Genomic DNA, 25,373 nt, shown 5'->3' with positions numbered 1-25,373 from the left:
ATCATCGCAGGCGTTTATAGCTCTTTCTATTAAATGGGGCTTGGTTTTGAAATTTCAAGCTTTCAAAACTTAGTCATTTTCAAGGAAAGAACGCAAGTGTTCAGAACGAGAAGGGTGGCGCAATTTACGCAACGCTTTCGCTTCAATCTGACGAATACGTTCACGTGTTACGTCAAACTGCTTACCCACTTCTTCTAGTGTATGATCGGTTGGCATATCAATACCAAAACGCATCTTCAAGACTTTTGCTTCACGTTCAGTTAAGTTTTCAAGTACTTCACGTGTTGCTTCTTTTAAGCCTTCTGAAGTCGCAGCATCAATTGGAGAAGTGATGTTTTGGTCTTCAATGAAATCACCAAGATGCGAATCTTCATCATCACCAATTGGAGTTTCCATTGAAATTGGTTCTTTGGCAATTTTAAGTACCTTACGAACCTTAACTTCGTCCATTTCTAAACGTTCACCTAATTCTTCAGGTGTCGGTTCACGGCCCATTTCTTGTAACAATTGACGAGATACACGGTTGATCTTGTTAATCGTTTCAATCATATGCACAGGAATACGGATTGTACGAGCCTGATCGGCAATCGAACGGGTAATCGCCTGACGAATCCACCAAGTTGCATAAGTCGAGAATTTATAACCACGACGATATTCAAACTTGTCTACAGCTTTCATCAAACCAATGTTCCCTTCTTGAATCAAGTCAAGGAACTGTAAACCACGGTTGGTATATTTTTTCGCAATCGAAATTACCAAACGAAGATTGGCTTCTACCATTTCTTTCTTAGCACGGCGTGCTTTCGCTTCGCCAATCGCCATACGCTTAGAAATATCTTTAATTTCAGCAACGCTTAAATTAAGTTCTTTCTCAATATCTGCAATCTTTTGCTGGAATGCTAAAACATCTGGACGAACCTTTTCTAAATGCGCCTTGATCTCAGCAGGAGCTTTAGCAATCTGTTCATCTAACCAAGCTGGATTTGATTCTTGCTTAGGGAAAGATGTACGGAATTGAGTGCGATCCATACGGCCACGACGAACTGCGTAACGCATAACTTCACGTTCGTTAGCGCGAATTTGCTCATGTGTACCACGAATCATTTCAGAGATGATGTCAAATAAACGTGGTGTAAATTTAAACATCATAAACACAGTAGCTAAAGCTTCTAAAGCATCATCTGCTTCTGGGCTGTTACGGCCATGTTTCTCAATAATAGCTTTTGTTTTAGTCCATGCAGCCTCAAGTTCATTAAAACGAACTTTTGCAACTTCAGGGTCTGGGCCAGACTCACCTTCAGAATCATCGTCGCTTTCTGACTCTTCATCTTCTTCGTCATCGTCAAGCTTAACTTCTTTTGCTGGTGTAGCTGGCGCTTCTTCTTCCTCAAGTTCTGTTTCTTCTTCTAGAACTTCAGGAATATCTTCGTCAGTTTCTGGATCAAGATAGCCAGATAAAATATCGGCAAGGCGACGTTCGCCAGTCAAGAAATCATTATATTCTTTTAATACAACTTCAACAGCATTTGGCCAGTACGCAATTGAATTAAGGACATCACGAATCCCTTCTTCAATACGTTTTGCAATGCTGATTTCACCTTCACGGGTTAACAGTTCAACTGTACCCATTTCACGCATGTACATACGTACAGGGTCTGTCGTACGTCCAGGCTCATTTTCAACCGATGCAAGTACGGCAGCAGCTTCTTCTTCAGCAACTTCATCGGCTGTGTCAGTTGACTCACCGAACATGGTATCGTCAGATTCAGGTGCACGCTCGTGTACAGGAATACCAACGTCTTGAAGCATTTGAATAATGTCTTCAATCTGTTCGCTTTCAGTAATCGAGTCCGGCAGATGATCGTTAACCTCAGCGTAAGTTAAGTAACCTTGTTCTTTGCCTCGGCTAATCAGAGCCGCTACTTGAGAAGTAGGGGAATGCATATCGCTCATCTTTGCTTACTCTTCGTTGAATCTGTGGCAGTGAAAAACCGTGCATGATAGCACAATTTGCTTGAAATATTTTGGATTTGATCGGTAACCGTTAAATAAAAAATATCTTTGAATTCACGTCTGTTTTTTGGATATTGGGCTAAAATCATTTTTTTCAAGCTTAAATCATGGAAAAGATCATAGAATTTTTTCTTGATTAAAAAAATAGTTGAGTTTTATAAATACACAATTTTTTGGGTGAAAAAAAGTACAAATATGCAGTTTAATGAAAAAAATATAAATAAAACTTGACATGGTTCTGTAAGAGAGATAAATAGCGCCTAGACCCATTCACATTTTTTCATTAGAGGTAGTTTTAGTGTCTTCTACAGATTTTGAACTAGATGATAACTACGGTGATGATGATGATGTCGGTTTTGATGAGTCATCAGGCAAAATCACTGCGAAAGAATCATTAGAAAAACGTAGATTAATCGATGATCTATTAGCTCAACGCCGTTTAGAGCGTGAGTTGAAAGATTTTGATTATGATTTAGACGATGATGATCTTGATGATGAAGACTAATCAAATCTGAATAGGGCATCGTCAGCTTAAATGCTATGCTATCGTAGATTTCTTTTTTATAGTCAGGTAACACAATGAGTGCGTTAGATTTAGACCAATTAAGTGAATATCTAGATGGAGACCACAATGAGTATGGTTTAGATTTCGCTGCAACTCATGGCTTTCTGTGTGCAATTGCAGTAGGCCCTCAGTTTGACCGTTGGTTAGATGAGCTGTTTGATAATAACCATAAAAAGGTTCCTGCTGAAATTATTCAGCAAATCAAGGCTTGGTTAGAGTCAATTCGACAAGATTTAGCAAATGAAAATGGAATTGCATTTCCATTTGAAGTTGAAGAAGCTGATGTTGAATCTAGCTTAGGTGACTGGAGTGTGGGATTTGTTGATGCAATGTTCTTAAATGAAGATGCATGGTTTGCACCTGAACATGAAGAACAATTAATTGATTTAACTTTACCAATGATGGTATTTAGTGGAATTGATGAAGAAGATCCACAGATGGAATCTTTCCGTCGTAATGGACAGTTAATGGATGAACTGGCAGAAGAAATCCCAGATAATTTGAATGAATTATACTTGATGTATCATACGCCAAATTAAACTTTAAAAATTAAGTAAATAACGTCCTTTCTAGGGCGTTTTTTATTGCGATAAATTACTTATATAAAGATAAAAAGGCACTTAAAAATTTAAGTGCCTTCGGAAAACTAGTTATAGTGACTTATAAACGTTTACGTTTTGCAGCCGCAATTTGTGACTGGCGCATACGGAAGCCAGCTTTTTGCTTTTCAGTTGTCTTGTCGATGCAATACACACAAGAAACACCATGTTCATAGCTTGGTAAAGCAGACTCTTCTGGAGTTAATGGCCAGCCACAAGCATGACATTTAACATTTACACCTTCTTCAACGCCATGAGTTACAGCAGTCCGGCCATCAAAAACAAAACATTCACCTTCCCATAAACTTTCATCGGCAGGGGTTTCTTCTAAATATTTAAGAATACCGCCTTTAAGGTGATAAACCTCTGTAAATCCTTCTTGAAGAAGTAGAGAGGTTGATTTTTCACAGCGAATACCACCTGTACAGAACATCGCAATTTTTTTATCTTTATGCTGTTCTAATTCTTTTTTAACGTATTCTGGGAACTCGCGGAATGTTTCAGTTTTAGGGTCGATAGCACCTTTGAAAGTACCAGCCTTATATTCATAATCATTACGCGTATCGATTAAAATTACATCATCACGTGCAATTAAATCATTCCATTCTTTTGGATCAAGGTAGTGGCCCACTAAGTCACGGGGTTTAACTTCAACACCTAAAGTCACAATTTCTTCTTTAAGTTTAATTTTCATTTTACGGAAAGGTTTGTCAGAGCTATGAGATTCCTTATATTCCATAGAGGCAAAACCTTCATTGAGTAAAAATTGATAGAGACTATCAATAGCCACACGATCGCCTGCAACAGTGCCATTAATTCCTTCACCTGCTACAATCAGAGTTCCGCAAAGGTTGATTGTTTTCACTAAGTCTAATAAACGTTGTTGAAGATCGGCAGGATCTTGAACTTCTTTAAATTGATATAGTGCTGCAACAACCCAACCCGCGGTCGCTTGCTGTTCTACAGGTGCAAGCTGTTCTACAGTAGCGTTCATGGAAAACTCCAAATGTATTAAGATAGAAATTTAAGGCGCATATTTTAGCGCGAAAAATTGTAATAAGCGAGAAAACCATAAAAAGTATATGGTTTATTTAAGGAGTCGGTTTTGAGTAGTGATCATCGAATGCTCTCTCTCACCCCATGTGCAGGGCGTTGTTCAACAGTTTTTGGTGATCAGGTTTGCCGTGGTTGTCGTCGTTTTAACCATGAAGTGATTCAATGGAATACTTATACAGCAGAGCAACGTTTGGCTGTATGGAGGCGTTTAGATGATCAGTTGAATCAAATCTTAGTGCCCATGTTACCTCATGCGAACTTGCAGCATGTAGAAGGATTTATTTTAAGTAAACGTGTTCGGTTAATGGAAGGGGCGAGCAAAGGTCGTAAGCTCTATCACGCTTTAAAAATATGTGAAAAAAATAAGCATCTGGCAACAGAAAGTGGTTTAGGTATTTCAGATGCTCAAGTCAAAACAATATGGGCTGAATTCGAAAGGCGCGTTTTAGCTTTAGCTAAAGCGAGTTATGAGTTGGCTTGGTTGAGAGCTGATGGAATTAGTCATCATTTATTAAGTGTATTTGACGAAGAATAGGTCTGTAGATTGAATTGAAGATATCTCAATAAAAAAGCTGCCAGAAGGCAGCTTTTTTTATCATTAATTTTCTTTCGAATATTAACGTTTGATATCGCGTTGAGTCGGGCCAGTATAAAGCTGGCGAGGACGACCAATTTTGTAAGGTGCGCTGTGCATTTCTAACCAGTGGCTGATCCAACCTACTGTACGTGCAAGTGCAAAGATTACCGTAAACATTTCTGTTGGAATACCAATCGCTTTAAGGATGATACCTGAGTAGAAGTCTACGTTAGGGTAAAGTTTACGTTCAACGAAGTACGGGTCGTTCAATGCAATACGCTCAAGTTCCATAGCAAGCGCTAATTGAGGATCATTGATATTTAATGCTTCAAGAACTTCGTCACAAGTTTGTTTCATGACTTTTGCACGTGGGTCGAAGTTTTTGTACACACGGTGACCGAAGCCCATGAGTTTAACTTCTTTACGTTTTACTTTTTCCATGAACTCGGCAACGTTTTCTACACTACCGATTTCATCAAGCATTTTAAGTACAGCTTCGTTTGCACCACCGTGAGCAGGTCCCCAAAGCGCAGAAATACCTGAAGAGATACATGCGTATGGGTTTGCACCAGTAGAGCCAGCAAGACGTACTGTAGATGTCGAAGCATTTTGTTCGTGATCAGCATGAAGCGTGAAGATACGATCCATTGCACGAGCAAGAACAGGATTTACTTTGTAATCACGATCAGCAGGGGTAGCAAACATCATATGTAAGAAGTTTTCCGCGTAATTTAAGTCATTACGTGGATAGATGAATGGTTGACCTACTGTGTATTTGTAACTCCAAGCAGCAAGTGTTGGAATTTTTGCAATGAGACGAATCGCAGTGATTTCACGGTGATTGATGTCTTCAATGTCAAGGTTGTTGTGATAGAACGCAGATAATGCACCAACAACACCAACCATGATTGCCATAGGGTGGGCATCACGACGGAAACCATTGAAGAAACGGCTAACTTGATCGTGAACCATAGTATGAGCACGAACTTTGGCATCAAACTCTGTTTTTTGTTCAGCAGTTGGGAGCTCGCCATTTAATAATAAATAACAAGTTTCAAGATAGTCTGCTTGAGTTGCTAACTGATCAATTGGGTAGCCGCGGTGTAATAAAATACCTTTGTCACCATCAATGAACGTAATTTTAGACTCGCATGCAGCTGTCGCCATAAAACCAGGATCGAAAGTAAAATGACCTTCTTTCAATATGCTGCTGACATCAATTACATCTGGACCTAAAGTGCCACTGTAGATTGGTAATCCAATTTCTTTGCCATCAAGATGTAATACGGCTTTTTTGCCATTTGCTTCAGACATTCAATAGATCTCCTGTCCTGGTGAATGTTGATCTGACCCGAAATCCTAATGTTCTCATGTGCGAATCAGACGGTGTCAAAATTTGCTATAAGATTAGTGAGTACTGAAATTTTGTCAATTATACTTATGGATAAAAAATGACGATCCCACAGAGAGTTAGTCATCAAGACCCGAGCAAAAAAGTCAGTAAAATCACTGCATCGGGATGGTATAATAAGTCAATTCAACAAGAACGTGCAGAAAAAAAATGAAGTATGAGTACAATTGTAAGCAAATTTTAAAATCAAGATTAAAAATGACAAGTCGGTAGAAAATGCCAATCCAATTAAAAAAATCATAAAACTCATGGTGTAATTTCAAATTGCCAATCAAAAAAAACTCTATTTTTATTTAGTTGTAACAAAGAATATTGCTGTTTTTTTAAGTTTAATTGTATAAAAAATAGCTAATTGAACTGCATTAAAATAATAAAAACTCTTATTCGCAGTAAAAATTGCTTTCTAAAATGTATTTTAGATTGACTGATTTGGGTGGAATATAAGTATGTTCACTTATTTGAATAGTAGCTTTTATTGAAAATATGAGGAGTTACTAACATTTTTCTATTTATATGATGAATTTATAACTTTATCTTTAGTCTAAAACTTACTTATTTGAAAGAAATTTCAGAAAAAATGAAATTAAATAAAAAGTTATTTTAAACAATAACATGGTGGAACTATGTATACCTTTTTAATAGGGCTAATAGGGTGATATCATTGTGAATGATTCTTATTTAATTGTTTTTTGCTTAAATGGGAAAGTGGATTGTTTGTATTTTGATACTTCGCGTTTTATAATTCAGTGTCGTTTATAGGTTAGGCATGAGCTGTGCTTGCCTAACAATGCCAGCTTTCCTTGGAATTAATTCAACAAACTCCGGTCGGAGTTTCTACCTACAGGATGCCCGCTGTGAAAAGCAACAGACCTGTCAATTTGTCCATGGGTCAGGTGTTAGCGGTAAATTTACGCTCACCCGTGGCTATTGCATCAATTTTACACCGTTTATCAGGTGTCATCGTTTTCTTATTAGTACCAGTTCTATTATGGATTTTAGATAAATCATTATCTTCACCAGAAGGATTTGACTACGTTAAAAATGTCGTGTTTGGAAATATCCTTGTACGTTTTATCGTTTGGGTATTTGTAGCCGGCTTATTATTCCACTTTATTGCTGGAGTGAAGCACTTACTTGCAGATTTAGGTTTTGCTGAAGAACTGCAAAGTGGTCGTATTGCAGCGACAATTTCATTGATCTTATCTGTGGTAGCCATTATCGCAGCCTTTGTATGGATTATGTTCTAATGAAAAGTGCTACAGGTTTAACTGGTTCAGGTTCTCGTGATTGGTTTATCCAGCGTGTAAGTGCGGTTGTACTAGCAGCCTATACTGTTGTTCTTTTGGGTTGGATTCTCTGCAAAGGCGGATTTGACTATCAACAATGGGCTGGTTTCATGATGACATTACCAATGAAGATTTTTTCTTTATTGGCAATTTTATCGCTTATCGCACACGCATGGATTGGTATGTGGCAAGTTTTTACTGACTATGTCACTACTCGTCAAATGGGTCCTTCAGCGAAAGGTTTACGCCTTGTACTGACGACGGCTGTCATTATTGCAGTGTTTGTGTACGCAATCTGGGGTATCCAGATTTTCTGGGCGAATTGATAGGAAGACATCATGGGCGCGATAACCCCTAAAGAAGATTATTCAAATATTCAAAACCTCACTTTCGATGCAGTTATCGTTGGTGGTGGTGGTTCTGGTATGCGTGCATCTTACCAACTCGCTCAAGCGGGTTTGAAAGTTGCAGTACTGACTAAAGTTTTCCCGACACGTTCGCACACTGTAGCTGCTCAAGGTGGTATCGGTGCGTCGCTAGGTAATATGCAAGAAGATAACTGGCATTTCCATTTTTACGATACAGTAAAAGGTTCTGACTGGTTAGGTGACCAAGACGCAATTGAATTTATGTGTCGTGAAGCGCCAAAAGTTGTGTATGAACTTGAACACATGGGTATGCCGTTTGACCGTAACGCTGATGGTACAATTTACCAACGTCCGTTCGGTGGTCACTCTGCTAACTATGGTGATAAACCAGTTCCACGTGCTTGTGCAGCTGCGGACCGTACAGGTCATGCATTATTGCATACGCTTTATCAAAGCAACGTGAAAATGGGTACTCAATTCTTCGTTGAGTGGATCGCTCTTGATTTGATCCGTAACGAAGCTGGTGATGTTCTTGGTGTAACAGCGATTGACCAAGAAACTGGTAACATTTCAGTATTCCAAGCAAAAGCGACATTATTTGCTACTGGTGGTGCTGGTCGTGTTTACCGTGCATCAACAAATGCTTATATCAACACTGGTGACGGTCTTGGTATGGCTGCTCGTGCTGGTATTCCATTGCAAGATATGGAGTTCTGGCAATTCCACCCAACGGGTGTTGCGGGCGCTGGTGTATTGTTGACTGAAGGTTGTCGTGGTGAAGGTGCAATCCTTCGTAATAAAGACGGCGAACCGTTCATGGAACGTTATGCACCGACTTTAAAAGACTTGGCTCCACGTGACTTCGTTTCACGTTCTATGGACCAAGAAATTAAAGAAGGTCGTGGTTGTGGTCCAAAAGGTGATTATATCTTACTTGATATGACTCACTTGGGTGCTGAAACAATCATGAAGCGTTTACCATCTGTATTTGAGATTGGTAAAAAATTTGCAAACGTTGATATTACAAAAGAAGCGATTCCTGTAGTGCCAACAATCCATTATCAAATGGGTGGTATTCCTACGAATATGCATGGTCAAGTGTGCTTACCTGAAGTGGGTACGGACAACTACACCAAACCTGTAAAAGGGTTCTATGCAATTGGCGAATGTTCTTGTGTATCAGTACATGGTGCAAACCGTTTAGGTACTAACTCACTTCTTGACTTGGTTGTATTTGGTAAAGCTGCTGGTGAGCACATTATCGATTACGTAACTAAGCATCATGGTGATGAATATGCGCCACTTCCAACAGATGTATTAGAGCAAACATTAGCTCGTGTACGTAAGTTGGATGACTCAACTTCTGGCGAAAACGCTCAAGAAGTTGCTGACACGATTCGTGATATCGTTCAAGACCACGCTGGTGTATTCCGTACTCAAGCATTGCTTGATAAGGGTGTAAAAGAGATTCTTGCTCTTGAGCCACGTGTTCGTAATATTTACTTGAAAGATAAATCTAGAGTATTTAATACTGCGCGTGTTGAAGCACTTGAAGTTGAAAACTTGTATGAAGTTGCAAAAGCAACTTTGATTTCAGCTGCTGCGCGTAAAGAGTGTCGTGGTGCGCATACGGTAGTTGATTATGAATTGCCAGCTGATCACCCAACTTATTCATACGGTCGCCGTGATGATGAGTGGATGAAACATACGTTATGGTATTCATCAGATAACCGTTTGGAATATAAGCCAGTTCGCTTCAAACCGTTGACTGTTGATGCAATTCCACCAGCACCACGTACATTCTAATCGGGAGTATAAAGATGAGTAGAGGTACTCGTACATTCGAAATCTACCGCTATGATCCTGATAAGGATAAAGCGCCGTACATGCAAACTTTTAAGCTTGAATTGACTGATAAGCACCGTATGTTGCTTGATGCATTACTTGCATTAAAAGTTCAAGACGAAACGTTAACATTCCGTCGTTCTTGCCGTGAAGGTATTTGTGGTTCGGATGGTGTGAATATCAATGGTAAAAATGGTTTGGCTTGTTTAGAAAACCTGAATGATTTACCAGAGAAAATCGTAATTCGTCCATTACCAGGTTTGCCGGTAATTAAAGATTTGGTTGTTGATATGAACCAATTCTATGATCAATATGACAAAATTCAGCCATTCTTGATCAATAACCAGCCAGCTCCACCTAAAGAGCGTTTGCAATCTCCGGAAGAGCGTGAACACTTGAATGGTCTATATGAATGTATTCTTTGTGCATGTTGTTCAACTTCGTGCCCATCATTCTGGTGGAACCCTGACAAGTTCTTGGGTCCTTCAGCATTGTTGAATGCATACCGTTTCATTATTGACTCTCGTGATACTGCAACAGCAGACCGTTTGGCTCGTTTAGACGATCCATTCAGTTTGTTTCGCTGTAAAGGTATTATGAACTGTGTGTCAGTGTGTCCTAAAGGTCTAAACCCTACAAAAGCAATTGGTCATATCCGTAATATGATATTTGATCAAGCGGGTTAATTCTGCACAAATAGAAAACGCGCATCCTTGATGTGCGTTTTTTTTTAACTTTATAATGTAAACTTTAGACTTTGGTCGAAAAAGATGAGATTTTTATATATTGCACCATATATTAAAAGATAAAATCGCATATGTATTTCGCCAATTTATAGGTGGTATGTGTCAAAAAAATCAATCGTTCTTTAAGAACATGATACGATTTGCCACAAAGTTATAGGTGAAAAAAGCGTATACTAGTGAAATTAATTTAAGTAGCACGATCTTGGATCTGTGCTTAATTTTTATGGTTAAAGTCATTTTAGAAAAGTTAATTTTAAAGTTAATTTTTCTAAAAAGATTTGCAAAAAATTGCTCGGTTTTAATCGAGTATAAGGTGAGTGATGATGCCATTGAGGGTGTTGTGATTCATTAATTACCTATGGAGTTTCCTCTCTAGGTAGTATGACGCCCCATGGTCTTAAAGACCTGTTGGGTAAGTAATGCCTTTTTTACCAATTTGGCATTATGCATCATGGGTGTGCTTAAAAGGCAGCCTGTAATATTTTTTGCAATAGGAAATGGGTCCACAAATGCAAGAAGTTGCTGACGCATTGCGTCTTGACACTGAACTTTCCGCTGATAGTGCAGCGTATATTGAAGAACTTTACGAGCAGTACCTGTCTTCCCCAACCTCTGTAGCTGAGGACTGGCGCCAATATTTCGATAAATATCCAAAGGGTGACCAACCACACGGCGCTGTGCGTGAGCAATTCCTATTACTAGGACGTAATGCTAATCGTGTTCAACCTGTTGTACAAAGTACTGTAAGTACTGAGCATGAACGTCGTCAAATTGGCGTTTTACAACTTATTGCTGCTTATCGTAATCGCGGACATCAAAAAGCTAAATTAGATCCATTAGGTCTTGCTAAGCGTGAAGATATTCCTGATTTAGATCTTTCAGCACATGGTTTAACCAAATCAGATTTAGATACAGTATTCAACACAGGCAATCTTGAGATTGGCAAAAGCGAAGCAACGCTTGCTGAAATGATTGAAGCAATGGAAGCAATCTATTGTGGTTCAATCGGCGTTGAATATATGCATATCGTGGACACAAAAGAAAAGCGTTGGATTCAACAACGTCTTGAAAGTGTTCGTGGTCAGCTTAATTTTACAAATGATCAAAAGAAAGGGTTCTTGGAGCGTTTAACCGCTGCAGAAGGGCTTGAAAAATTCCTAGGTAATAAATACGTTGGTGCTAAACGCTTTGGTGTAGAAGGTGGTGAATCTTTTATTCCTATGGTGAATGAAATCATTCAACGTGCTGGTGCTGTTGGTTGTAAAGAAGTTGTTATTGGTATGCCACACCGTGGCCGTTTAAATCTTCTTGTTAATATTATGGGTAAAAACCCTGCAGACTTGTTTGGCGAGTTTGAAGGTAAGGCTATTCATAAGAAAGGTTCTGGCGACGTTAAATACCATCAAGGTTTCTCAAGTAATGTAATGACTCCTGGTGGCGAAGTTCACTTGGCATTAGCATTTAACCCATCTCACTTGGAAATCGTTGGTCCTGTAGTTGAGGGTTCTGTACGTGCACGTCAAGTGCGTCGTAGAGACATCGGCGGTGATGATGTATTACCAGTAATTGTTCATGGTGATGCTGCATTTGCAGGTCAAGGCGTGAACATGGAAACCTTCCAGATGTCACAAACTCGTGGCTATACGGTTGGTGGTACTGTACACATTATCGTAAACAACCAAGTTGGTTTTACAACTTCTGATCCACGTGATGCGCGTTCTACTGAATATTGTACTGACGTTGCAAAAATGATTCAGACGCCAATCTTCCATGTGAATGGCGATGATCCTGAAGCAGTAATCTTTGCTACTCAATTAGCACATGATTTCCGTCACGAATTCCGTAAAGATGTTGTGCTTGACTTGTTCTGTTACCGTCGTCGTGGTCATAACGAAGCAGATGAGCCATCTGGTACACAACCATTGATGTATCAAGTGATTGCTAAAAAAGCAACAACTCGTACACTCTATTCAGATCAGCTTGTTCAACAAAAAGTAATTGATCGTGCTGAAGCAGACCAAATGGTTGAAGATTACCGTGCAGATTTAGAAGCCGGAAACCATGTGGCAAACGCTTTAGTACTTGAACCAAATACAAAAATGTTTGTTGATTGGACACCTTATTTGGGCCATGACTATACAGACGATTGGGATACTTCATTTGACTTAAATCGCTTAAAAGAATTAGGCGAGGGCATGAGCAAACTTCCGGAAGGATTTGTTATGCAGCGTCAAGTGCAAAAAGTAATTGAAGATCGTGTGAAAATGCAAACTGGTGAAATTGCATTGAACTGGGGCGCTGCTGAAACTTTAGCTTACGCAACCTTGATCGATGAAGATTACCTTGTTCGTATTACTGGTGAAGACGTTGGGCGTGGTACATTCTCACACCGTCATGCGAAATTGCATAACCAAGTTGATGGTTCAACTTACATTCCTCTTTGTCATGTTAAAGAGAACCAACCACGTTTTGCGATTTACGATTCTTTATTATCTGAAGAAGCTGTTCTTGCATTTGAATATGGTTATGCAACTACAATTCCTAAGAGCTTAATTATTTGGGAAGCACAATTTGGTGACTTCGTAAACTGTGCTCAGGTTGTAATTGACCAGTTTATTGCTTCTGGCGAGACTAAGTGGGAACGTGTTTGTGGTTTAACAATGTTGTTACCGCACGGTTTCGAAGGTCAAGGTCCAGAGCACTCATCAGCTCGTTTAGAACGTTTCTTACAGTTATGTGCTGAAGATAACATGCAAGTGATCACTCCAACGACACCTGCACAGATTTTCCATGCATTACGTCGTCAAGCTGTACGCCCAATTCGTAAGCCATTGATCGTAATGTCACCGAAATCTTTACTTCGCCATAAACTTGCGACTTCTACTTTAGAGGAGCTTGCAAATGGTTCATTCCAGACTGTAATTGACGAAATCGATCAAATTAACAAGTCAGATGTAACTCGTCTTGTACTTTGTGGTGGTAAAGTTTATTACGACTTACTTGAAAAACGTCGTGAACAAAACTTAACTAATGTTGCAATCGTACGTATTGAACAGTTATATCCATATCCAGAACAACGTCTTGCGGAAATCTTGGCTGCATATCCAAACGTGAAAGAACTTGTTTGGACACAAGAAGAGCCGAAGAACCAAGGCGCTTGGTTATTTATCGCACCTCGTTTATACGACGATATCTTAAAATCTGGCAAACAAATCCGTATCAGTTTTGCAGGTCGTGAAGCTTCTGCTGCACCAGCTTGTGGCTCACCGTACTTGCATGCAAAACAACAAGCTCAGCTAATTAATGATGCATTGGCAATCGAAGCTGAACAATCAGGAGATTCTCAATAATGGCAACCGAAATTAAAGCACCGGTATTCCCAGAGTCTGTTGCAGATGGAACCATCGCAACTTGGCACAAAAAGGTGGGTGAACCTGTATCACGTGATGAAGTAATCTGTGATATTGAAACCGACAAAGTTGTTTTAGAAGTGGTTGCTCCTGCAGATGGTAGCTTAGTTGCAATCATTAAAGGTGAAGGCGATACAGTTCTTTCTGACGAAGTGATTGCTCAGTTTGAAGCTGGTGCTGGTGCAGCGGCTGCTCCTGCAGTAGAGCAAGCAGTTGCTCAAACTCAAGCTGGTGCAGCTCCTGTTGTTGAGCGCACTGAAGCTGTATCTGGTCAAGCTCCTGCAGTTCGTAAAGCTTTGTCTGAAACAGGTATTGCTGCTGCTGACGTACAAGGTACTGGTCGCGGTGGTCGTATCACTAAAGAAGATGTGGCAAACCATCAAACTAAACCAGCTGCTAACGTTACTCCGTTAAGCGTAGCTGTTGGTGAGCGTATCGAAAAACGCGTTCCAATGACTCGTTTACGTAAGCGTGTAGCTGAGCGTCTTCTTTCTGCAACTCAAGAAACTGCAATGTTAACTACATTTAACGAAGTTAACATGAAGCCAATCATGGAATTGCGTAAGCAATATAAAGATGCGTTTGAAAAACGCCATGGTGCTCGTTTAGGCTTCATGTCATTCTTTGTTAAAGCTGTAACTGAAGCACTTAAGCGCTATCCTGCGGTAAATGCTTCAATTGATGGCGATGATATTGTTTATCACGGTTACTATGACATCGGTGTTGCAGTATCTTCTGATCGTGGTCTTGTTGTTCCAGTATTACGTGATACTGATCGTATGAGCTATGCAGAAGTTGAAGCAGGTATTGGTGCTTATGCTGCTAAAGCGCGCGATGGTAAATTATCTATCGAAGAAATGACTGGTGGTACTTTCACTATTACTAACGGTGGTACTTTCGGTTCATTACTTTCAACTCCAATTTTGAATCAGCCGCAAACTGGTATCTTGGGTATGCATAAAATCCAAGAGCGTCCTATGGCTGTAAATGGTCAAGTTGAAATCTTGCCAATGATGTATTTAGCACTTTCTTATGACCACCGTATGATCGATGGTAAAGAAGCAGTAGGTTTCTTGGTAGCAATCAAAGAATTGTTAGAAGAACCAGCTAAACTCATCCTTGATCTTTAATTTCTTCGAATAATATTACCGAGATAGAGCGATCCTCTATCTCGGACCATGGAGATAAACAATGTCTCAACAATTTGATCTTGTTGTTATTGGCGGTGGTCCTGGTGGTTATGAAGCTGCAATTCGTGCTGCTCAACTAGGCTTCAAAGTCGCTTGTATCGAAAAACGTATTCACAACGGTAAGCCATCTTTAGGTGGTACATGCTTAAACGTAGGTTGTATTCCTTCTAAAGCATTACTTGACTCTTCACATCGTTATGAAGATACAGTGCATCATTTAGCTGATCACGGTATTACTACAGGCGAAGTGAATTTTGATCTTGCTAAGCTTCTTGCTCGTAAAGACAAAGTTGTTGACCAATTAACTGGCGGTGTCGATCAATTGCTTAAAGGCAATGGTATTGAGTGGTTAAAAGGTACTGGTAAATTACTTGCTGGTAAAAAAGTTGAGTTTGTTTCGCACGAAGGTGAAACTCAAGTTTTAGAACCTAAATACGTGATTCTTGCATCTGGTTCTGTACCTGTAAATATTCCAGTAGCTCCTGTAGATCAAGATATTATTGTTGATTCAACTGGCGCATTAAACTTTCAAGAAGTACCTAAACGTTTAGGTGTTATTGGTGCTGGTGTAATCGGTTTAGAGCTTGGTTCTGTTTGGCGTCGTCTTGGTGCTGAAGTTGTTGTATTTGAAGCAATGGATGCATTTTTACCAATGGCTGATAAAGCTTTGGCAAAAGACTACCAAAAACTTTTAACTAAGCAAGGTCTTGATATTCGTATTGGCGCTAAAGTTGCTGGTACTGAGATCAATGGTCGCGAAGTGACTGTTAAATACACCCAAGGTGGCGAAGAAAAAACTCAAACTTTTGACAAATTAATCGTTTGTGTAGGCCGTAAAGCTTATGCAGAAGGTTTATTGGCAGATGATTCAGGCATTAAATTGACTGAACGTGGTTTAGTTGAAGTAAACGATTACTGTGCAACTTCTGTAGAAGGTGTATATGCAATTGGTGACTTGGTTCGTGGTCCAATGCTTGCTCATAAAGCAATGGAAGAAGGTGTAATGGCTGTTGAGCGTATTCACGGTCATGCAGCTCAAGTGAACTATGACACAATCATTTCTGTTATCTATACACATCCGGAAGCGGCATGGGTTGGTTTAACTGAAGAACAAGCTAAAGAAAAAGGTCATGAAGTTAAAACTGGTCAATTCGGTTTTGCTGTAAATGGTCGTGCTTTAGCAGCGGGTGAAGGTGCTGGTTTCGTTAAGTTTGTTGCTGATGCAAAAACTGACCGTTTATTAGGTATGCATGTCATTGGACCTGCTGCATCTGATATCGTACACCAAGGTATGATCGCACTTGAATTTGTATCTTCTGTTGAAGATCTTCAGTTAATGACATTTGGTCATCCAACATTCTCTGAAGTTGTTCATGAAGCTGCACTTGCTGTAGATGGTCGTGCAATTCACGCGATTCAACGTAAGCGTAAATAAAATAAAGAGCGGTTCTCCGCTCTTTTTCACATTTGATGGTGTGATTAAAAAAACATCAAGGTGATAGAGGTAGACAGCAATTTGCATATACAACATGAGAATGTTGCGCAAATTGAAGACAACAAACAAAGTTAAGTAGGTAACTAAATGAACTTACATGAGTATCAAGCTAAAGCGTTATTGAAAGAATATGGTATGCCGGTACAAGAAGGTATCTTGGCAACCAATGCAGACGAAGCAGTTGCTGCATTCGAACAGCTTGGTGGTAAATTCGCGGTAATGAAAGCGCAAGTTCATGCTGGTGGTCGCGGTAAGGCTGGTGGTGTTAAAGTTGCAAAATCTAAAGAAGATGTTATCGAATTTGCAAACAACATTATTGGTACTCGTCTTGTAACGTATCAAACTGATGCAAATGGTCAACCAGTAAACAGCATTATTGTTGCTGAAGACGTATACCCAGTTGAGCGTGAGCTTTACTTGGGCGCGGTTGTAGACCGTTCTAGCCGTCGTATTACTTTCATGGCTTCTACAGAAGGTGGTGTAGAAATCGAGAAAGTTGCAGAAGAAACTCCAGAAAAAATTATCAAAGTTGAAGTTGATCCATTAGTTGGCTTACAACCATTCCAAGCGCGTGAAGTTGCGTTTGCTTTAGGTTTGAAAGACAAGCAAATCAGCCAGTTTGTTAAAATTATGGCTGCTGCTTACCAAGCATTTGTAGAAAATGACTTTGCATTATTCGAAATTAACCCACTTTCAGTTCGTGAAAATGGCGATATTTTATGTGTAGATGCAAAAGTTGGTATCGACTCTAACGCGCTTTACCGTTTACCTAAAGTTGCTGCTTTACGTGACAAATCTCAAGAGAATGAGCGTGAATTAAAAGCATCTGAATTTGATCTTAACTATGTTGCTTTAGAAGGTAACATTGGTTGTATGGTTAACGGTGCTGGTCTTGCAATGGCAACTATGGACATCATTAAACTTTATGGTGGTCAGCCTGCAAACTTCCTTGACGTTGGTGGCGGTGCAACTAAAGAACGTGTAATCGAAGCGTTCAAAATCATCCTTGCTGATGCATCTGTACAAGGTGTTTTAATTAACATCTTTGGTGGTATCGTACGTTGTGACATGATCGCTGAAGCGATTATTGCAGCGGTTCAAGAAGTAAACGTAACTGTTCCAGTTGTTGTTCGTTTAGAAGGTAACAACGCTGAATTAGGTGCTAAATTACTTGATGAATCTGGTTTGAAATTAATTTCTGCGAACGGCTTGTCTGATGCCGCAGAAAAAGTTGTAGCTGCAGTTAAAGCGTAAGGGGAGTATCAATCATGAGCGTATTAATTAATAAAGACACTAAAGTATTGGTACAAGGTTTTACTGGTAAAAACGGTACTTTCCACTCTGCACAAGCTTTAGACTACGGTACAAAAGTTGTTGGTGGTGTTACTCCAGGTAAAGGTGGTACAACTCACCTTGACTTGCCAGTGTTCAACACAATGAAAGAAGCTGTACGTGAAACAAATGCAGATGCATCTGTAATCTATGTACCAGCTCCATTCGTTTTAGACTCTATTGTTGAAGCGGTTGACTCAGGTGTTGGCCTAATTGTTGTGATCACTGAAGGTGTTCCAACAATCGACATGCTTAAAGCAAAACGCTACTTAGAAACTAACGGTAACGGTACTCGTTTAGTTGGTCCTAACTGCCCAGGCGTGATCACTCCGGGTGAATGTAAGATCGGTATTATGCCTGGTCACATTCATCAACCAGGTCGTATTGGTATCATCTCACGTTCAGGTACATTGACTTATGAAGCTGTTGCTCAAACAACTAAGCTTGGTTTAGGTCAGTCTACTTGTATCGGTATTGGTGGTGACCCAATCCCAGGTATGAACCAAATCGAAGCTCTTCAATTGTTCCAAGACGATCCAGATACTGATGCAATCATCATGATCGGTGAGATCGGTGGTACAGCGGAAGAAGAAGCTGCTGAATTCATCAAATCTAACGTGACTAAGCCTGTAGTAGGTTACATTGCTGGTGTAACTGCACCTAAAGGTAAGCGTATGGGGCACGCTGGTGCGATCATTTCTGGTGGTCAAGGTACTGCTGAAGAGAAATTCGCTGCATTTGAACGCGCGGGAATGGCTTACACTCGTAGCCCAGCTGAGCTTGGTTCAACAATGTTGCAAGTTTTAAAAGAGAAAGGTTTAGCTTAATCGCTTTACCCTGAATCTTAAAAAACACCGCATCTGAAAATGATGCGGTGTTTTTTTATCTATAAATCAAAAATAAAATTTCTAAAGAAGACAAAATAAAATGTTTAAGCAAAAAAATACGCAATGATTGGGGTGATCATTGCGTAGAACAACGAATCTGTAAAAACAGTTTCGGTTTAAGGAGAAATGTCGTGAGGTTCATATGATGTAACCTACATAACAAATAATAGAGATAGTTAAGAAATTCTTCATCGCTATTAGCGTTAATAAGTGTTACTTCACGTTAATAGGGTAAAAGCATGTGAATAAGAAGGAATATATTAGGAATTCTAAAAAAGTGAGTCTGATGAGCCAAAAAAAAGCCCCGAAGGGCTTTTAGTTTTTAAAGAAATTAGAATTTAAATAATCCTAAACCATCTTTAACTTCATCTAAAGTCTGTTGAGTAATAAGACGACATTTATCTGTACCTTGACGTAAAACATCCATAATGTAATCTGGATCTTTAGCAAGTTCTTCACGACGTTCACGGATAGGGGTGATCAATTCTTTCAAAACACCTTCAAGACGTTTTTTAACAGTTCCATCACCTAGACCGCCGCGACGATAATGCGCTTTTAATTCTTCAACTTCTTCTTTATTTGGATCAAATGCATCTAAGTAAGTAAATACAATGTTTCCTTCAACCTGACCTGGATCTTCAATACGAAGATGATTTGGGTCGGTATACATTGCGTTTACAGCTTTTTTGATGTCTTTATCAGAAGCATTTAAAACAATGGTATTACCTAATGATTTAGACATTTTTGCCTTGCCATCAAAACCAGGTAAGCGTGCCATATTTGAAAGCAAAGCTTTACATTCAGGCAAAAGGTCTTGGCCGATTTGACGGTTTATTCGACGTACAATTTCATTGGTTTGTTCAATCATTGGAATCTGATCTTCACCCACTGGAACCACCGTCGCTTTGAAAGCAGTAATGTCAGCAGCTTGTGCAACAGGGTAGCAGAGGAAACCAGCCGGAATGTCACGCTCGAAACCGCGCATTTGAATTTCAGACTTAATGGTCGGGTTACGTTCTAAGCGTGCAACCGTCACGAAGTTAAGATAGAGCATGGTGAGCTCATTCAGTGCTGGCAAACATGATTGTACGCAAATCGTGGTTTTTGTTGGATCAATGCCTACAGCTAAATAATCTAGAGCAACTTCCAAAATATTGCGACGGACTTTATCTGGATTATCTGCATTGTCTGTTAATGCTTGAGCATCTGCTAATAAGAGATGTTGATGATGGCTATCCTGTAAACCTACACGAGAACGCAAAGAACCGACAAAATGCCCAAGATGAAGTTGTCCGGTTGGGCGGTCGCCTGTCAAAATAATTGGACGCTGATCAACATTACTCATTATTTATTCCACTGTCTTATTGGCTTAATCAGGGGTAGTAAGCCCTGCAATATAAAAGATTGGCATTATTGTACGGGAAATAAAAAAAATTCGTCAGCGATTGGGTAAACTTTTCTTAAAATAATATTGTGAATTTATTCAGTAAAATTACAGAAATTCAAAAAAATCATCTTACAATAGCGTAATAAATACAAACTTGGATAAGAAATGGCAAGTGGCTTACTTTTATTACTAGATGATATTGCAACAATTTTAGATGACGTTGCTTTAATGAGCAAAATGGCAGCAAAGAAAACTGCCGGAGTTTTAGGTGACGATTTAGCCTTGAATGCTCAGCAAGTTACAGGCGTCCGCTCAGACCGAGAGTTACCTATCGTTTGGAAGGTGGCGAAGGGTTCATTTGTTAACAAACTCATTTTAGTACCTTTAGCATTATTAATTAGTGTGGTTGCACCTTGGCTCATTAACCCTTTGTTAATGCTAGGCGGCTTATTTTTATGTTATGAGGGAGTAGAAAAAGTTCTTCATACCATTATGCATAAAAAGTCCTCTACTCATGAGGAGGCCAAAGCAGAGCTTGAAAACGAAGAATTAGACTTAGCAACATTTGAAAAAGATAAAATCAAAGGTGCTGTTCGAACAGACTTTATTTTATCTGCCGAAATTGTCGTGATTACCCTCGGTACAGTTGCTACAGCTACTTTAATGACTAAGGTAAGCGTCCTAAGTGTTATTGCAATCGTGATGACAATTGGCGTTTATGGCTTAGTTGGCATGATTGTTAAAATTGATGATTTGGGATTATATTTAACTAAACAAACGGCTTCATTTAAGCAAACTTTAGGTCGTGGCTTGCTCGCATTTGCACCTATTTTGATGAAATTACTTTCTGTTGTCGGCACTATTGCGATGTTTTTGGTAGGTGGAGGGATTATCAATCATACTATTCCTTTACTACATCATTTAACTGAAAACACAGTGGATCATGCAGAAACAATACCAGCAGTTGGCAATATTATTGGCGCTTTAACACCGACACTGATTAACTTTGTAATAGGACTGGTTGCTGGTGCAATTGTTCTATTAATTGTGAGCTTAATACAAAAAATGTGGCCAAAAAAAGCATCGGGTTCATGATGCCATTCTAAAATAAGAGGGAAATTATGCGCTGGAAAGGTCGTCGAATTAGTACCAATGTTGAAGATCGTCGAGGTGGTGGCGGTGTTAGAGCAGGTGGTATTAGCATTATTGGTTTGGTTGTTGCATTTGTTGCGTGGAAGTTTTTTGGGGTTGATCCCCAACAAGCTTATCAGGCAACTCAGCAGGTCACTGCATCACAACAGTCAAATGCAACTGCACCAGAAAGTTTAACAGCCGAGCAAAAAGAAGCCTCTGATTTTGTTGGAACTGTTTTGGCTGATACAGAAGATACGTGGACTCCTATATTTAAACAGTTAGGTAAAACCTATACGCCGCCAAGATTGGTGTTGTTTAGTGGAATGATTCAGTCAGGGTGTGGTACTGCCCAATCTGCAATGGGGCCATTTTATTGTCCGGCAGACCAGAAGGTTTATATCGATACAGAATTCTTTAAAGATATGCGTCAGCAAATGGGAATTTCTGGTGAGCAAAACCAATCTGAACTTTCTAGACAAGATCAGGCAGGCGATTTTGCTCAAGCTTATGTTGTCGCACATGAGGTAGGGCATCATGTTCAAACCTTGCTTGGTATTTCCTCACAAGTTCAACAAGCCCGTGCACAAGCGAGCCAAAGAGAGGGTAATCAATTATCTGTTCGCCAAGAATTGCAAGCCGATTGTTTAGCTGGTATTTGGGCGAGTCATAATCAGCAACGTACTCAATTTTTAGAGCAAGGTGACATTGAAGAAGCGATGGATGCTGCTCAAAAAATTGGAGATGATTATTTACAGAAGCGCTCTACTGGTCAGATTGTTCCAGATAGCTTTACTCATGGTAGTAGTGAACAGCGAATGCACTGGTTTCAGGTGGGTTTAAAAACTGGCGATATTAACCAATGCGATACTTTTAATAATCCAGTGTAATCTTTTCTAGGATGAGTCTTGTTAAACATATTTAAGAAGCTCATCCATTTTTCTTTAGATCATAACTATAAATAATGTTAAGAAATTTAACAGAGTGATAGATTGTTCAATCAATTCGTTAAACTTGTGTCCTAGTTTTTGTTTTTAAGATTATGGCATTGTTAATGCCAGCTTTTTTGTTCAGTTTGGTCGATCTAGCAAAGTTTCTTTTATTTGGTCGTTGACCCAGAAGAAGGGTATTCATGGGTAATTTTTTTCTACTACAAGCACTTACAGTGGTTTTTGCGCTCTCAATAGCCACCACGATTTTTAATAAGCGTATTTTGGGCTTTCCACAGGCTATTGGTGTACCTCTGGTTTCGGCAATTTTTGTCTTTATTTTGCAATGGGGGGCTAGTCTGTTAAATGGTAACGAATTTATTACCATCAATATCCACCATATTGAGGAAGTAGTACGCAATATCGACTTCTACGATTTTTTAATTAATGGTGTGATCTGTTTTATTCTAACTTCTTCAGCACTTAAATTTAAAATTTCTGATTTAAGAAGTTACTGGAAGCAAATCAGTATTTTGGCCACCATTGCATTAGTCATTTGCGCCGTTTTATTTGGTGGATTGCTCTATGGGTTTCAACTACTGGTTGGATATCATGTGCCAATTCTGGTGCTTTTACTTTTAGGTGCAGCTTTAGGAGCAACAGACCCTATTGGTATTAAAGGTGTACTGAGTTCGATTCGTGCGCCGCATCATCTAATTGTTAAACTAGAAGGCGAGTCACTATTTAATGATGCAATGTGTATTGCATTATTTATGACCTTGCTCAATGTTTTACAAGGTGAACATTTCTCATTGATAGCGACACTAGAAGCTTTACTCTATGAAATCGTTGTTGCGGTCGGGATTGGTTGGGCATTTGGGGTAGGGGTGTTACGTCTATTACGTGGTAAACACGAAATGGAGTCTCTGATTCTCACAACAGCTTTGCTCGCGAGTGGAGCATATTTGGTTGCTTTGTTTGCACATGCATCAGCACCAATCGCTTGTGTAATTGGCGGTTTAATTGTTGGAAACAAATGGAAAGAAATACGCGAAGAGCGAGAGATTCAAGAAGTTAATCATTTTTGGCATACCGTAGAAGGAATCATCAACTCATTCCTGTTTACTTTAATTGGCTTAGAGTTATTTATTCTTGATTTAAACTTCAGCCTAATTTTAGGTGGTATTGTTGCATTCTTTATACTTCATATCTCTCGTTTTGCTGCCAACTTTATGGCTTTTGCCTTTTTCCCGAACATGCGGAAAATGAAAAGTTATAATGGTAGTCTAACGATTCTATCTTGGGGTGGGGTACGAGGCGGAATTTCGCTTGCATTAATTTTGGCAGTTGCCAATATTCCTGCATTAAGTCCCTATAGCAGTATTCTGATTGGCTATACGTTTATTAGTGTATTGTTATCAGGCATCGTATGTGGTCTGGGTCTGCCTGCTGTGATGAATGCTTTCTATTACAATCCGAATGAAGAAACCGAAGGTTTAAAGGGTTTATATCAAAGATTATGTCATAAGATGAATCGGAGAGGCTTTCAATATATTGTTGGAGAGGATGCACTGGGTAGAGAAACGATTACCGTTTTTAATCCGGATATTCTGGTAGACCAAAAAACTGAAGATGGAATTGCAACAATGCATGACCCAAATAAGTTACAAGAAGTAAAACGATTTGAGAGTCCTGATAATTTCTAAATATTTGCAGTTTTAAATTTTATAAGATATTTAAAAATTAGGTTTTAGTGTAATAGTAAAATATTACCTAAAGCCTTTTTTTTCTATATATATCATTAATAATATATTTTATTTTATTAAGATATTAATAATTGTTATATGAATATTTTAATTAAATGACATTTCAACAAATGGTAAATAATAAAATATTAAATTTGTTTTATATATAAAACATTTAATGCGATTTTTAGTTAAATTAACATAAGAAAAACCTAATAAAGACTTATATATAATTTGTATTAATTAAAAATTTTTCTATAGGTACTTTAGTATTTGTTTTTTTTATTTTAAAGTGTTTAATGTAAAAATGATCACATTACTTAATGTTTTTAAGTTGTAGGTCAAAAACTTGAAAACATTAAGTAAAAAGAATTATACATAAAATCATTTAAATCAATAATATAAAAGGAATACAGATATGCCTGAAATACAAATAATTGCCAAGGATAGTCACGACACCTTGTCAACCATCAAGGGAACTTCTGCGAAACTTTCAGAAGCGTCAGTCGTATTGGTAAAAGTGGCTGCCAGTGATGTATTGGTAGTGAATAGGGAGGGAACCAATGCAGTCATTCGCCTTAAAAACGGCGAAACTATTGTTATTGAAGGCTTTTTTAGTGGAACAGCTGAGCCTAAAGATAACAGCCTTGTTTTTCAAGACGAAAATGGACAGTTAATCTGGGCAAAATTTAAAGATGCTGAGAATGATGCAGACGCCGATGCTGATGCCGATGCTGATGCCGACAGTGACGTTGAACCACAAGCACTTGTAGCTGAAGATTTACCAGCTGCTTTACCTGCAGAGGCACCACAAGAGTTGGTGTCTGATGTTATTTATCAGCCTATTTCTTCAATTGAACCATTGCTTTATCACGATGGTGGCATAAACCCATGGTTATGGGCTATCCCATTGGTTGCGGGTGGTATTATTGCCGCAGCATCAAACAGTGATAGCAATGATGACGACTCTTCAACACCTACCGACACAACACCACCAAATACAGATGGGGTAACTTTCTCAGTTAATCCTGTTACTTCAGATAATGTAATCAACTCATCAGAAGCAGCTGGTAACGTTACGATTACTGGTGTCCTTAAAAATATTCCAACAGATGCGGCGAATACAGCCGTTACAGTTGTTATTAATGGGGTGACTTATACCGCAACTGTAGACAAGGTTGCAGGTACATGGACAGTAAGTGTACCGGGTAGTGGCTTAACAGCAGATGCAGATAAAACCATTGATGCGAAAGTGACGTTTACAGATGCAGCAGGTAATAGCAGCACTGTTAACGATACACAAACATATACAGTTGATACCACAGCACCAGCAGCACCAGTGATTGACCCGGTTAACGGGACAGATCCAATTACAGGTACAGCAGAACCTGGTTCAACAGT

Annotated in this window: 21 protein-coding genes and 1 pseudogene; 17 read left to right on the top strand and 5 right to left on the bottom strand. The window is 39.1% G+C overall.

Going from position 1 to position 25,373, the window contains the following annotated elements; genetic code table 11:
- Positions 1-69: 69 nt before the first annotated feature.
- Positions 70-1,953 carry an RNA polymerase sigma factor RpoD gene (gene rpoD / locus RMB03_RS09470; RefSeq protein ID WP_056483229.1) on the bottom strand — a complete coding sequence of 628 codons (1,884 nt, stop codon included), beginning with the start codon at positions 1,951-1,953 and terminating at the stop codon, positions 70-72.
- 358 nt (positions 1,954-2,311) lie between these two features.
- Between rpoD and RMB03_RS09465 the strand changes: the two genes are divergently transcribed.
- Positions 2,312-2,518 (top strand): PA3496 family putative envelope integrity protein, encoded by a 207-nt coding sequence (locus RMB03_RS09465; protein WP_002116495.1) that lies wholly within the window; start codon positions 2,312-2,314, stop codon positions 2,516-2,518.
- Positions 2,519-2,592: 74 nt separating this feature from the next.
- A complete protein-coding gene (locus RMB03_RS09460; RefSeq protein ID WP_281833167.1) occupies positions 2,593-3,117 on the top strand; it encodes a YecA family protein in 525 nt (174 codons plus the stop codon).
- Between the two features lie 121 nt (positions 3,118-3,238).
- On the opposite strand, the gene RMB03_RS09455 is transcribed toward RMB03_RS09460, so the two are convergent.
- A complete protein-coding gene (locus tag RMB03_RS09455) occupies positions 3,239-4,171 on the bottom strand; it encodes a rhodanese-related sulfurtransferase (RefSeq protein ID WP_005036495.1) in 933 nt (310 codons plus the stop codon).
- 111 nt (positions 4,172-4,282) lie between these two features.
- On the opposite strand from RMB03_RS09455, the gene RMB03_RS09450 reads away from it, so the two are divergent.
- Positions 4,283-4,768 carry a DUF1289 domain-containing protein gene (locus tag RMB03_RS09450; RefSeq protein WP_311075623.1) on the top strand — a complete coding sequence of 162 codons (486 nt, stop codon included), beginning with the start codon at positions 4,283-4,285 and terminating at the stop codon, positions 4,766-4,768.
- A gap of 81 nt (positions 4,769-4,849) precedes the next feature.
- Here RMB03_RS09450 and gltA read toward each other — a convergent pair whose 3' ends face one another.
- Together gltA and RMB03_RS21075 are read right to left on the bottom strand one after the other, a co-directional pair.
- Positions 4,850-6,124, bottom strand: a complete 1,275-nt coding sequence (gene gltA, locus RMB03_RS09445; protein ID WP_004789414.1) for a citrate synthase — start codon at positions 6,122-6,124, stop codon at positions 4,850-4,852.
- Between the two features lie 343 nt (positions 6,125-6,467).
- Positions 6,468-6,569 (bottom strand): annotated as a pseudogene (locus tag RMB03_RS21075) (hypothetical protein); the annotation flags it as partial.
- Positions 6,570-7,066: 497 nt separating this feature from the next.
- Here RMB03_RS21075 and sdhC point away from each other — a divergent pair.
- The 10 genes from sdhC (at position 7,067) to sucD (ending at position 18,720) form a co-directional block, all read left to right on the top strand.
- On the top strand, positions 7,067-7,468 hold the full coding sequence (sdhC, locus tag RMB03_RS09440) for a succinate dehydrogenase, cytochrome b556 subunit (protein WP_003655453.1): 402 nt from the start codon (positions 7,067-7,069) through the stop codon (positions 7,466-7,468).
- On the top strand, positions 7,468-7,833 hold the full coding sequence (sdhD, locus tag RMB03_RS09435) for a succinate dehydrogenase, hydrophobic membrane anchor protein (RefSeq protein WP_003655454.1): 366 nt from the start codon (positions 7,468-7,470) through the stop codon (positions 7,831-7,833). The genes sdhC and sdhD overlap by 1 nt, the downstream gene beginning before the upstream one ends.
- Before the next feature lie 12 nt (positions 7,834-7,845).
- Entirely contained in the window at positions 7,846-9,681 is a 1,836-nt protein-coding gene (sdhA, locus tag RMB03_RS09430; protein WP_005036502.1) for a succinate dehydrogenase flavoprotein subunit, read from the top strand.
- Between the two features lie 14 nt (positions 9,682-9,695).
- Positions 9,696-10,406, top strand: coding sequence for a succinate dehydrogenase iron-sulfur subunit (locus RMB03_RS09425; RefSeq protein WP_005036504.1), 711 nt, complete (start codon positions 9,696-9,698; stop codon positions 10,404-10,406).
- A gap of 283 nt (positions 10,407-10,689) precedes the next feature.
- Positions 10,690-10,818: a hypothetical protein gene (locus tag RMB03_RS09420; protein ID WP_002116082.1), complete on the top strand. Its 129-nt coding sequence runs from the start codon at positions 10,690-10,692 to the stop codon at positions 10,816-10,818.
- Positions 10,819-10,975: 157 nt separating this feature from the next.
- Complete coding sequence (locus tag RMB03_RS09410; RefSeq protein ID WP_005036506.1) at positions 10,976-13,816, top strand: 2-oxoglutarate dehydrogenase E1 component; 2,841 nt, start codon at positions 10,976-10,978, stop codon at positions 13,814-13,816.
- A complete protein-coding gene (gene odhB, locus RMB03_RS09405; RefSeq protein ID WP_003655463.1) occupies positions 13,816-15,006 on the top strand; it encodes a 2-oxoglutarate dehydrogenase complex dihydrolipoyllysine-residue succinyltransferase in 1,191 nt (396 codons plus the stop codon). Before RMB03_RS09410 ends, odhB begins: the two co-directional genes overlap by 1 nt.
- A gap of 61 nt (positions 15,007-15,067) precedes the next feature.
- Positions 15,068-16,501 (top strand): dihydrolipoyl dehydrogenase, encoded by a 1,434-nt coding sequence (lpdA, locus tag RMB03_RS09400; RefSeq protein WP_005036509.1) that lies wholly within the window; start codon positions 15,068-15,070, stop codon positions 16,499-16,501.
- Between the two features lie 147 nt (positions 16,502-16,648).
- The gene (gene sucC / locus RMB03_RS09395) at positions 16,649-17,815 is read left to right on the top strand and encodes an ADP-forming succinate--CoA ligase subunit beta (protein ID WP_311075613.1); all 1,167 of its coding nucleotides are present in this window, start codon (positions 16,649-16,651) and stop codon (positions 17,813-17,815) included.
- Between the two features lie 14 nt (positions 17,816-17,829).
- Positions 17,830-18,720: a succinate--CoA ligase subunit alpha gene (gene sucD, locus RMB03_RS09390; RefSeq protein ID WP_003655479.1), complete on the top strand. Its 891-nt coding sequence runs from the start codon at positions 17,830-17,832 to the stop codon at positions 18,718-18,720.
- 391 nt (positions 18,721-19,111) lie between these two features.
- On the opposite strand, the gene trpS is transcribed toward sucD, so the two are convergent.
- On the bottom strand, positions 19,112-20,125 hold the full coding sequence (trpS, locus tag RMB03_RS09385; protein WP_003655481.1) for a tryptophan--tRNA ligase: 1,014 nt from the start codon (positions 20,123-20,125) through the stop codon (positions 19,112-19,114).
- A 207-nt stretch (positions 20,126-20,332) separates the two neighbouring features.
- On the opposite strand from trpS, the gene RMB03_RS09380 reads away from it, so the two are divergent.
- From RMB03_RS09380 to RMB03_RS09365, 4 genes are all read left to right on the top strand, one after another.
- A complete protein-coding gene (locus tag RMB03_RS09380) occupies positions 20,333-21,262 on the top strand; it encodes a DUF808 domain-containing protein (protein ID WP_005036513.1) in 930 nt (309 codons plus the stop codon).
- A gap of 26 nt (positions 21,263-21,288) precedes the next feature.
- On the top strand, positions 21,289-22,188 hold the full coding sequence (locus tag RMB03_RS09375) for a neutral zinc metallopeptidase (RefSeq protein WP_017392570.1): 900 nt from the start codon (positions 21,289-21,291) through the stop codon (positions 22,186-22,188).
- Between the two features lie 242 nt (positions 22,189-22,430).
- Complete coding sequence (locus RMB03_RS09370) at positions 22,431-23,933, top strand: sodium:proton antiporter (RefSeq protein WP_004639176.1); 1,503 nt, start codon at positions 22,431-22,433, stop codon at positions 23,931-23,933.
- A 457-nt stretch (positions 23,934-24,390) separates the two neighbouring features.
- On the top strand, positions 24,391-25,373 hold a 983-nt coding region (locus RMB03_RS09365; RefSeq protein WP_311075579.1), incomplete at its 3' end, for a BapA/Bap/LapF family prefix-like domain-containing protein.

Origin of the sequence: Acinetobacter sp. V91_7, from assembly GCF_031799075.1 — a bacterium.
GTDB lineage: Bacteria > Pseudomonadota > Gammaproteobacteria > Pseudomonadales > Moraxellaceae > Acinetobacter > Acinetobacter calcoaceticus.
Note: the sequence above shows the minus strand (reverse complement) of the source record. Positions and strands in the feature narration are given on the sequence as shown.

Bases quoted from the DNA above. Each gene is read 5' to 3' on its own strand.
- rpoD (WP_056483229.1), bottom strand. From the start codon at position 1,953: ATGAGCGATATGCATTCCCCTACTTCTCAAGTAGCGGCTCTGATTAGC.
- RMB03_RS09460 (WP_281833167.1), top strand. From the start codon at position 2,593: ATGAGTGCGTTAGATTTAGACCAATTAAGTGAATATCTAGATGGAGAC.
- RMB03_RS09455 (WP_005036495.1), bottom strand. From the start codon at position 4,171: ATGAACGCTACTGTAGAACAGCTTGCACCTGTAGAACAGCAAGCGACC.
- gltA (WP_004789414.1), bottom strand. From the start codon at position 6,124: ATGTCTGAAGCAAATGGCAAAAAAGCCGTATTACATCTTGATGGCAAA.
- sdhC (WP_003655453.1), top strand. From the start codon at position 7,067: ATGCCCGCTGTGAAAAGCAACAGACCTGTCAATTTGTCCATGGGTCAG.
- sdhD (WP_003655454.1), top strand. From the start codon at position 7,468: ATGAAAAGTGCTACAGGTTTAACTGGTTCAGGTTCTCGTGATTGGTTT.
- sdhA (WP_005036502.1), top strand. From the start codon at position 7,846: ATGGGCGCGATAACCCCTAAAGAAGATTATTCAAATATTCAAAACCTC.
- RMB03_RS09425 (WP_005036504.1), top strand. From the start codon at position 9,696: ATGAGTAGAGGTACTCGTACATTCGAAATCTACCGCTATGATCCTGAT.
- RMB03_RS09420 (WP_002116082.1), top strand. From the start codon at position 10,690: ATGGTTAAAGTCATTTTAGAAAAGTTAATTTTAAAGTTAATTTTTCTA.
- RMB03_RS09410 (WP_005036506.1), top strand. From the start codon at position 10,976: ATGCAAGAAGTTGCTGACGCATTGCGTCTTGACACTGAACTTTCCGCT.
- odhB (WP_003655463.1), top strand. From the start codon at position 13,816: ATGGCAACCGAAATTAAAGCACCGGTATTCCCAGAGTCTGTTGCAGAT.
- lpdA (WP_005036509.1), top strand. From the start codon at position 15,068: ATGTCTCAACAATTTGATCTTGTTGTTATTGGCGGTGGTCCTGGTGGT.
- sucC (WP_311075613.1), top strand. From the start codon at position 16,649: ATGAACTTACATGAGTATCAAGCTAAAGCGTTATTGAAAGAATATGGT.
- sucD (WP_003655479.1), top strand. From the start codon at position 17,830: ATGAGCGTATTAATTAATAAAGACACTAAAGTATTGGTACAAGGTTTT.
- trpS (WP_003655481.1), bottom strand. From the start codon at position 20,125: ATGAGTAATGTTGATCAGCGTCCAATTATTTTGACAGGCGACCGCCCA.
- RMB03_RS09380 (WP_005036513.1), top strand. From the start codon at position 20,333: ATGGCAAGTGGCTTACTTTTATTACTAGATGATATTGCAACAATTTTA.
- RMB03_RS09375 (WP_017392570.1), top strand. From the start codon at position 21,289: ATGCGCTGGAAAGGTCGTCGAATTAGTACCAATGTTGAAGATCGTCGA.
- RMB03_RS09370 (WP_004639176.1), top strand. From the start codon at position 22,431: ATGGGTAATTTTTTTCTACTACAAGCACTTACAGTGGTTTTTGCGCTC.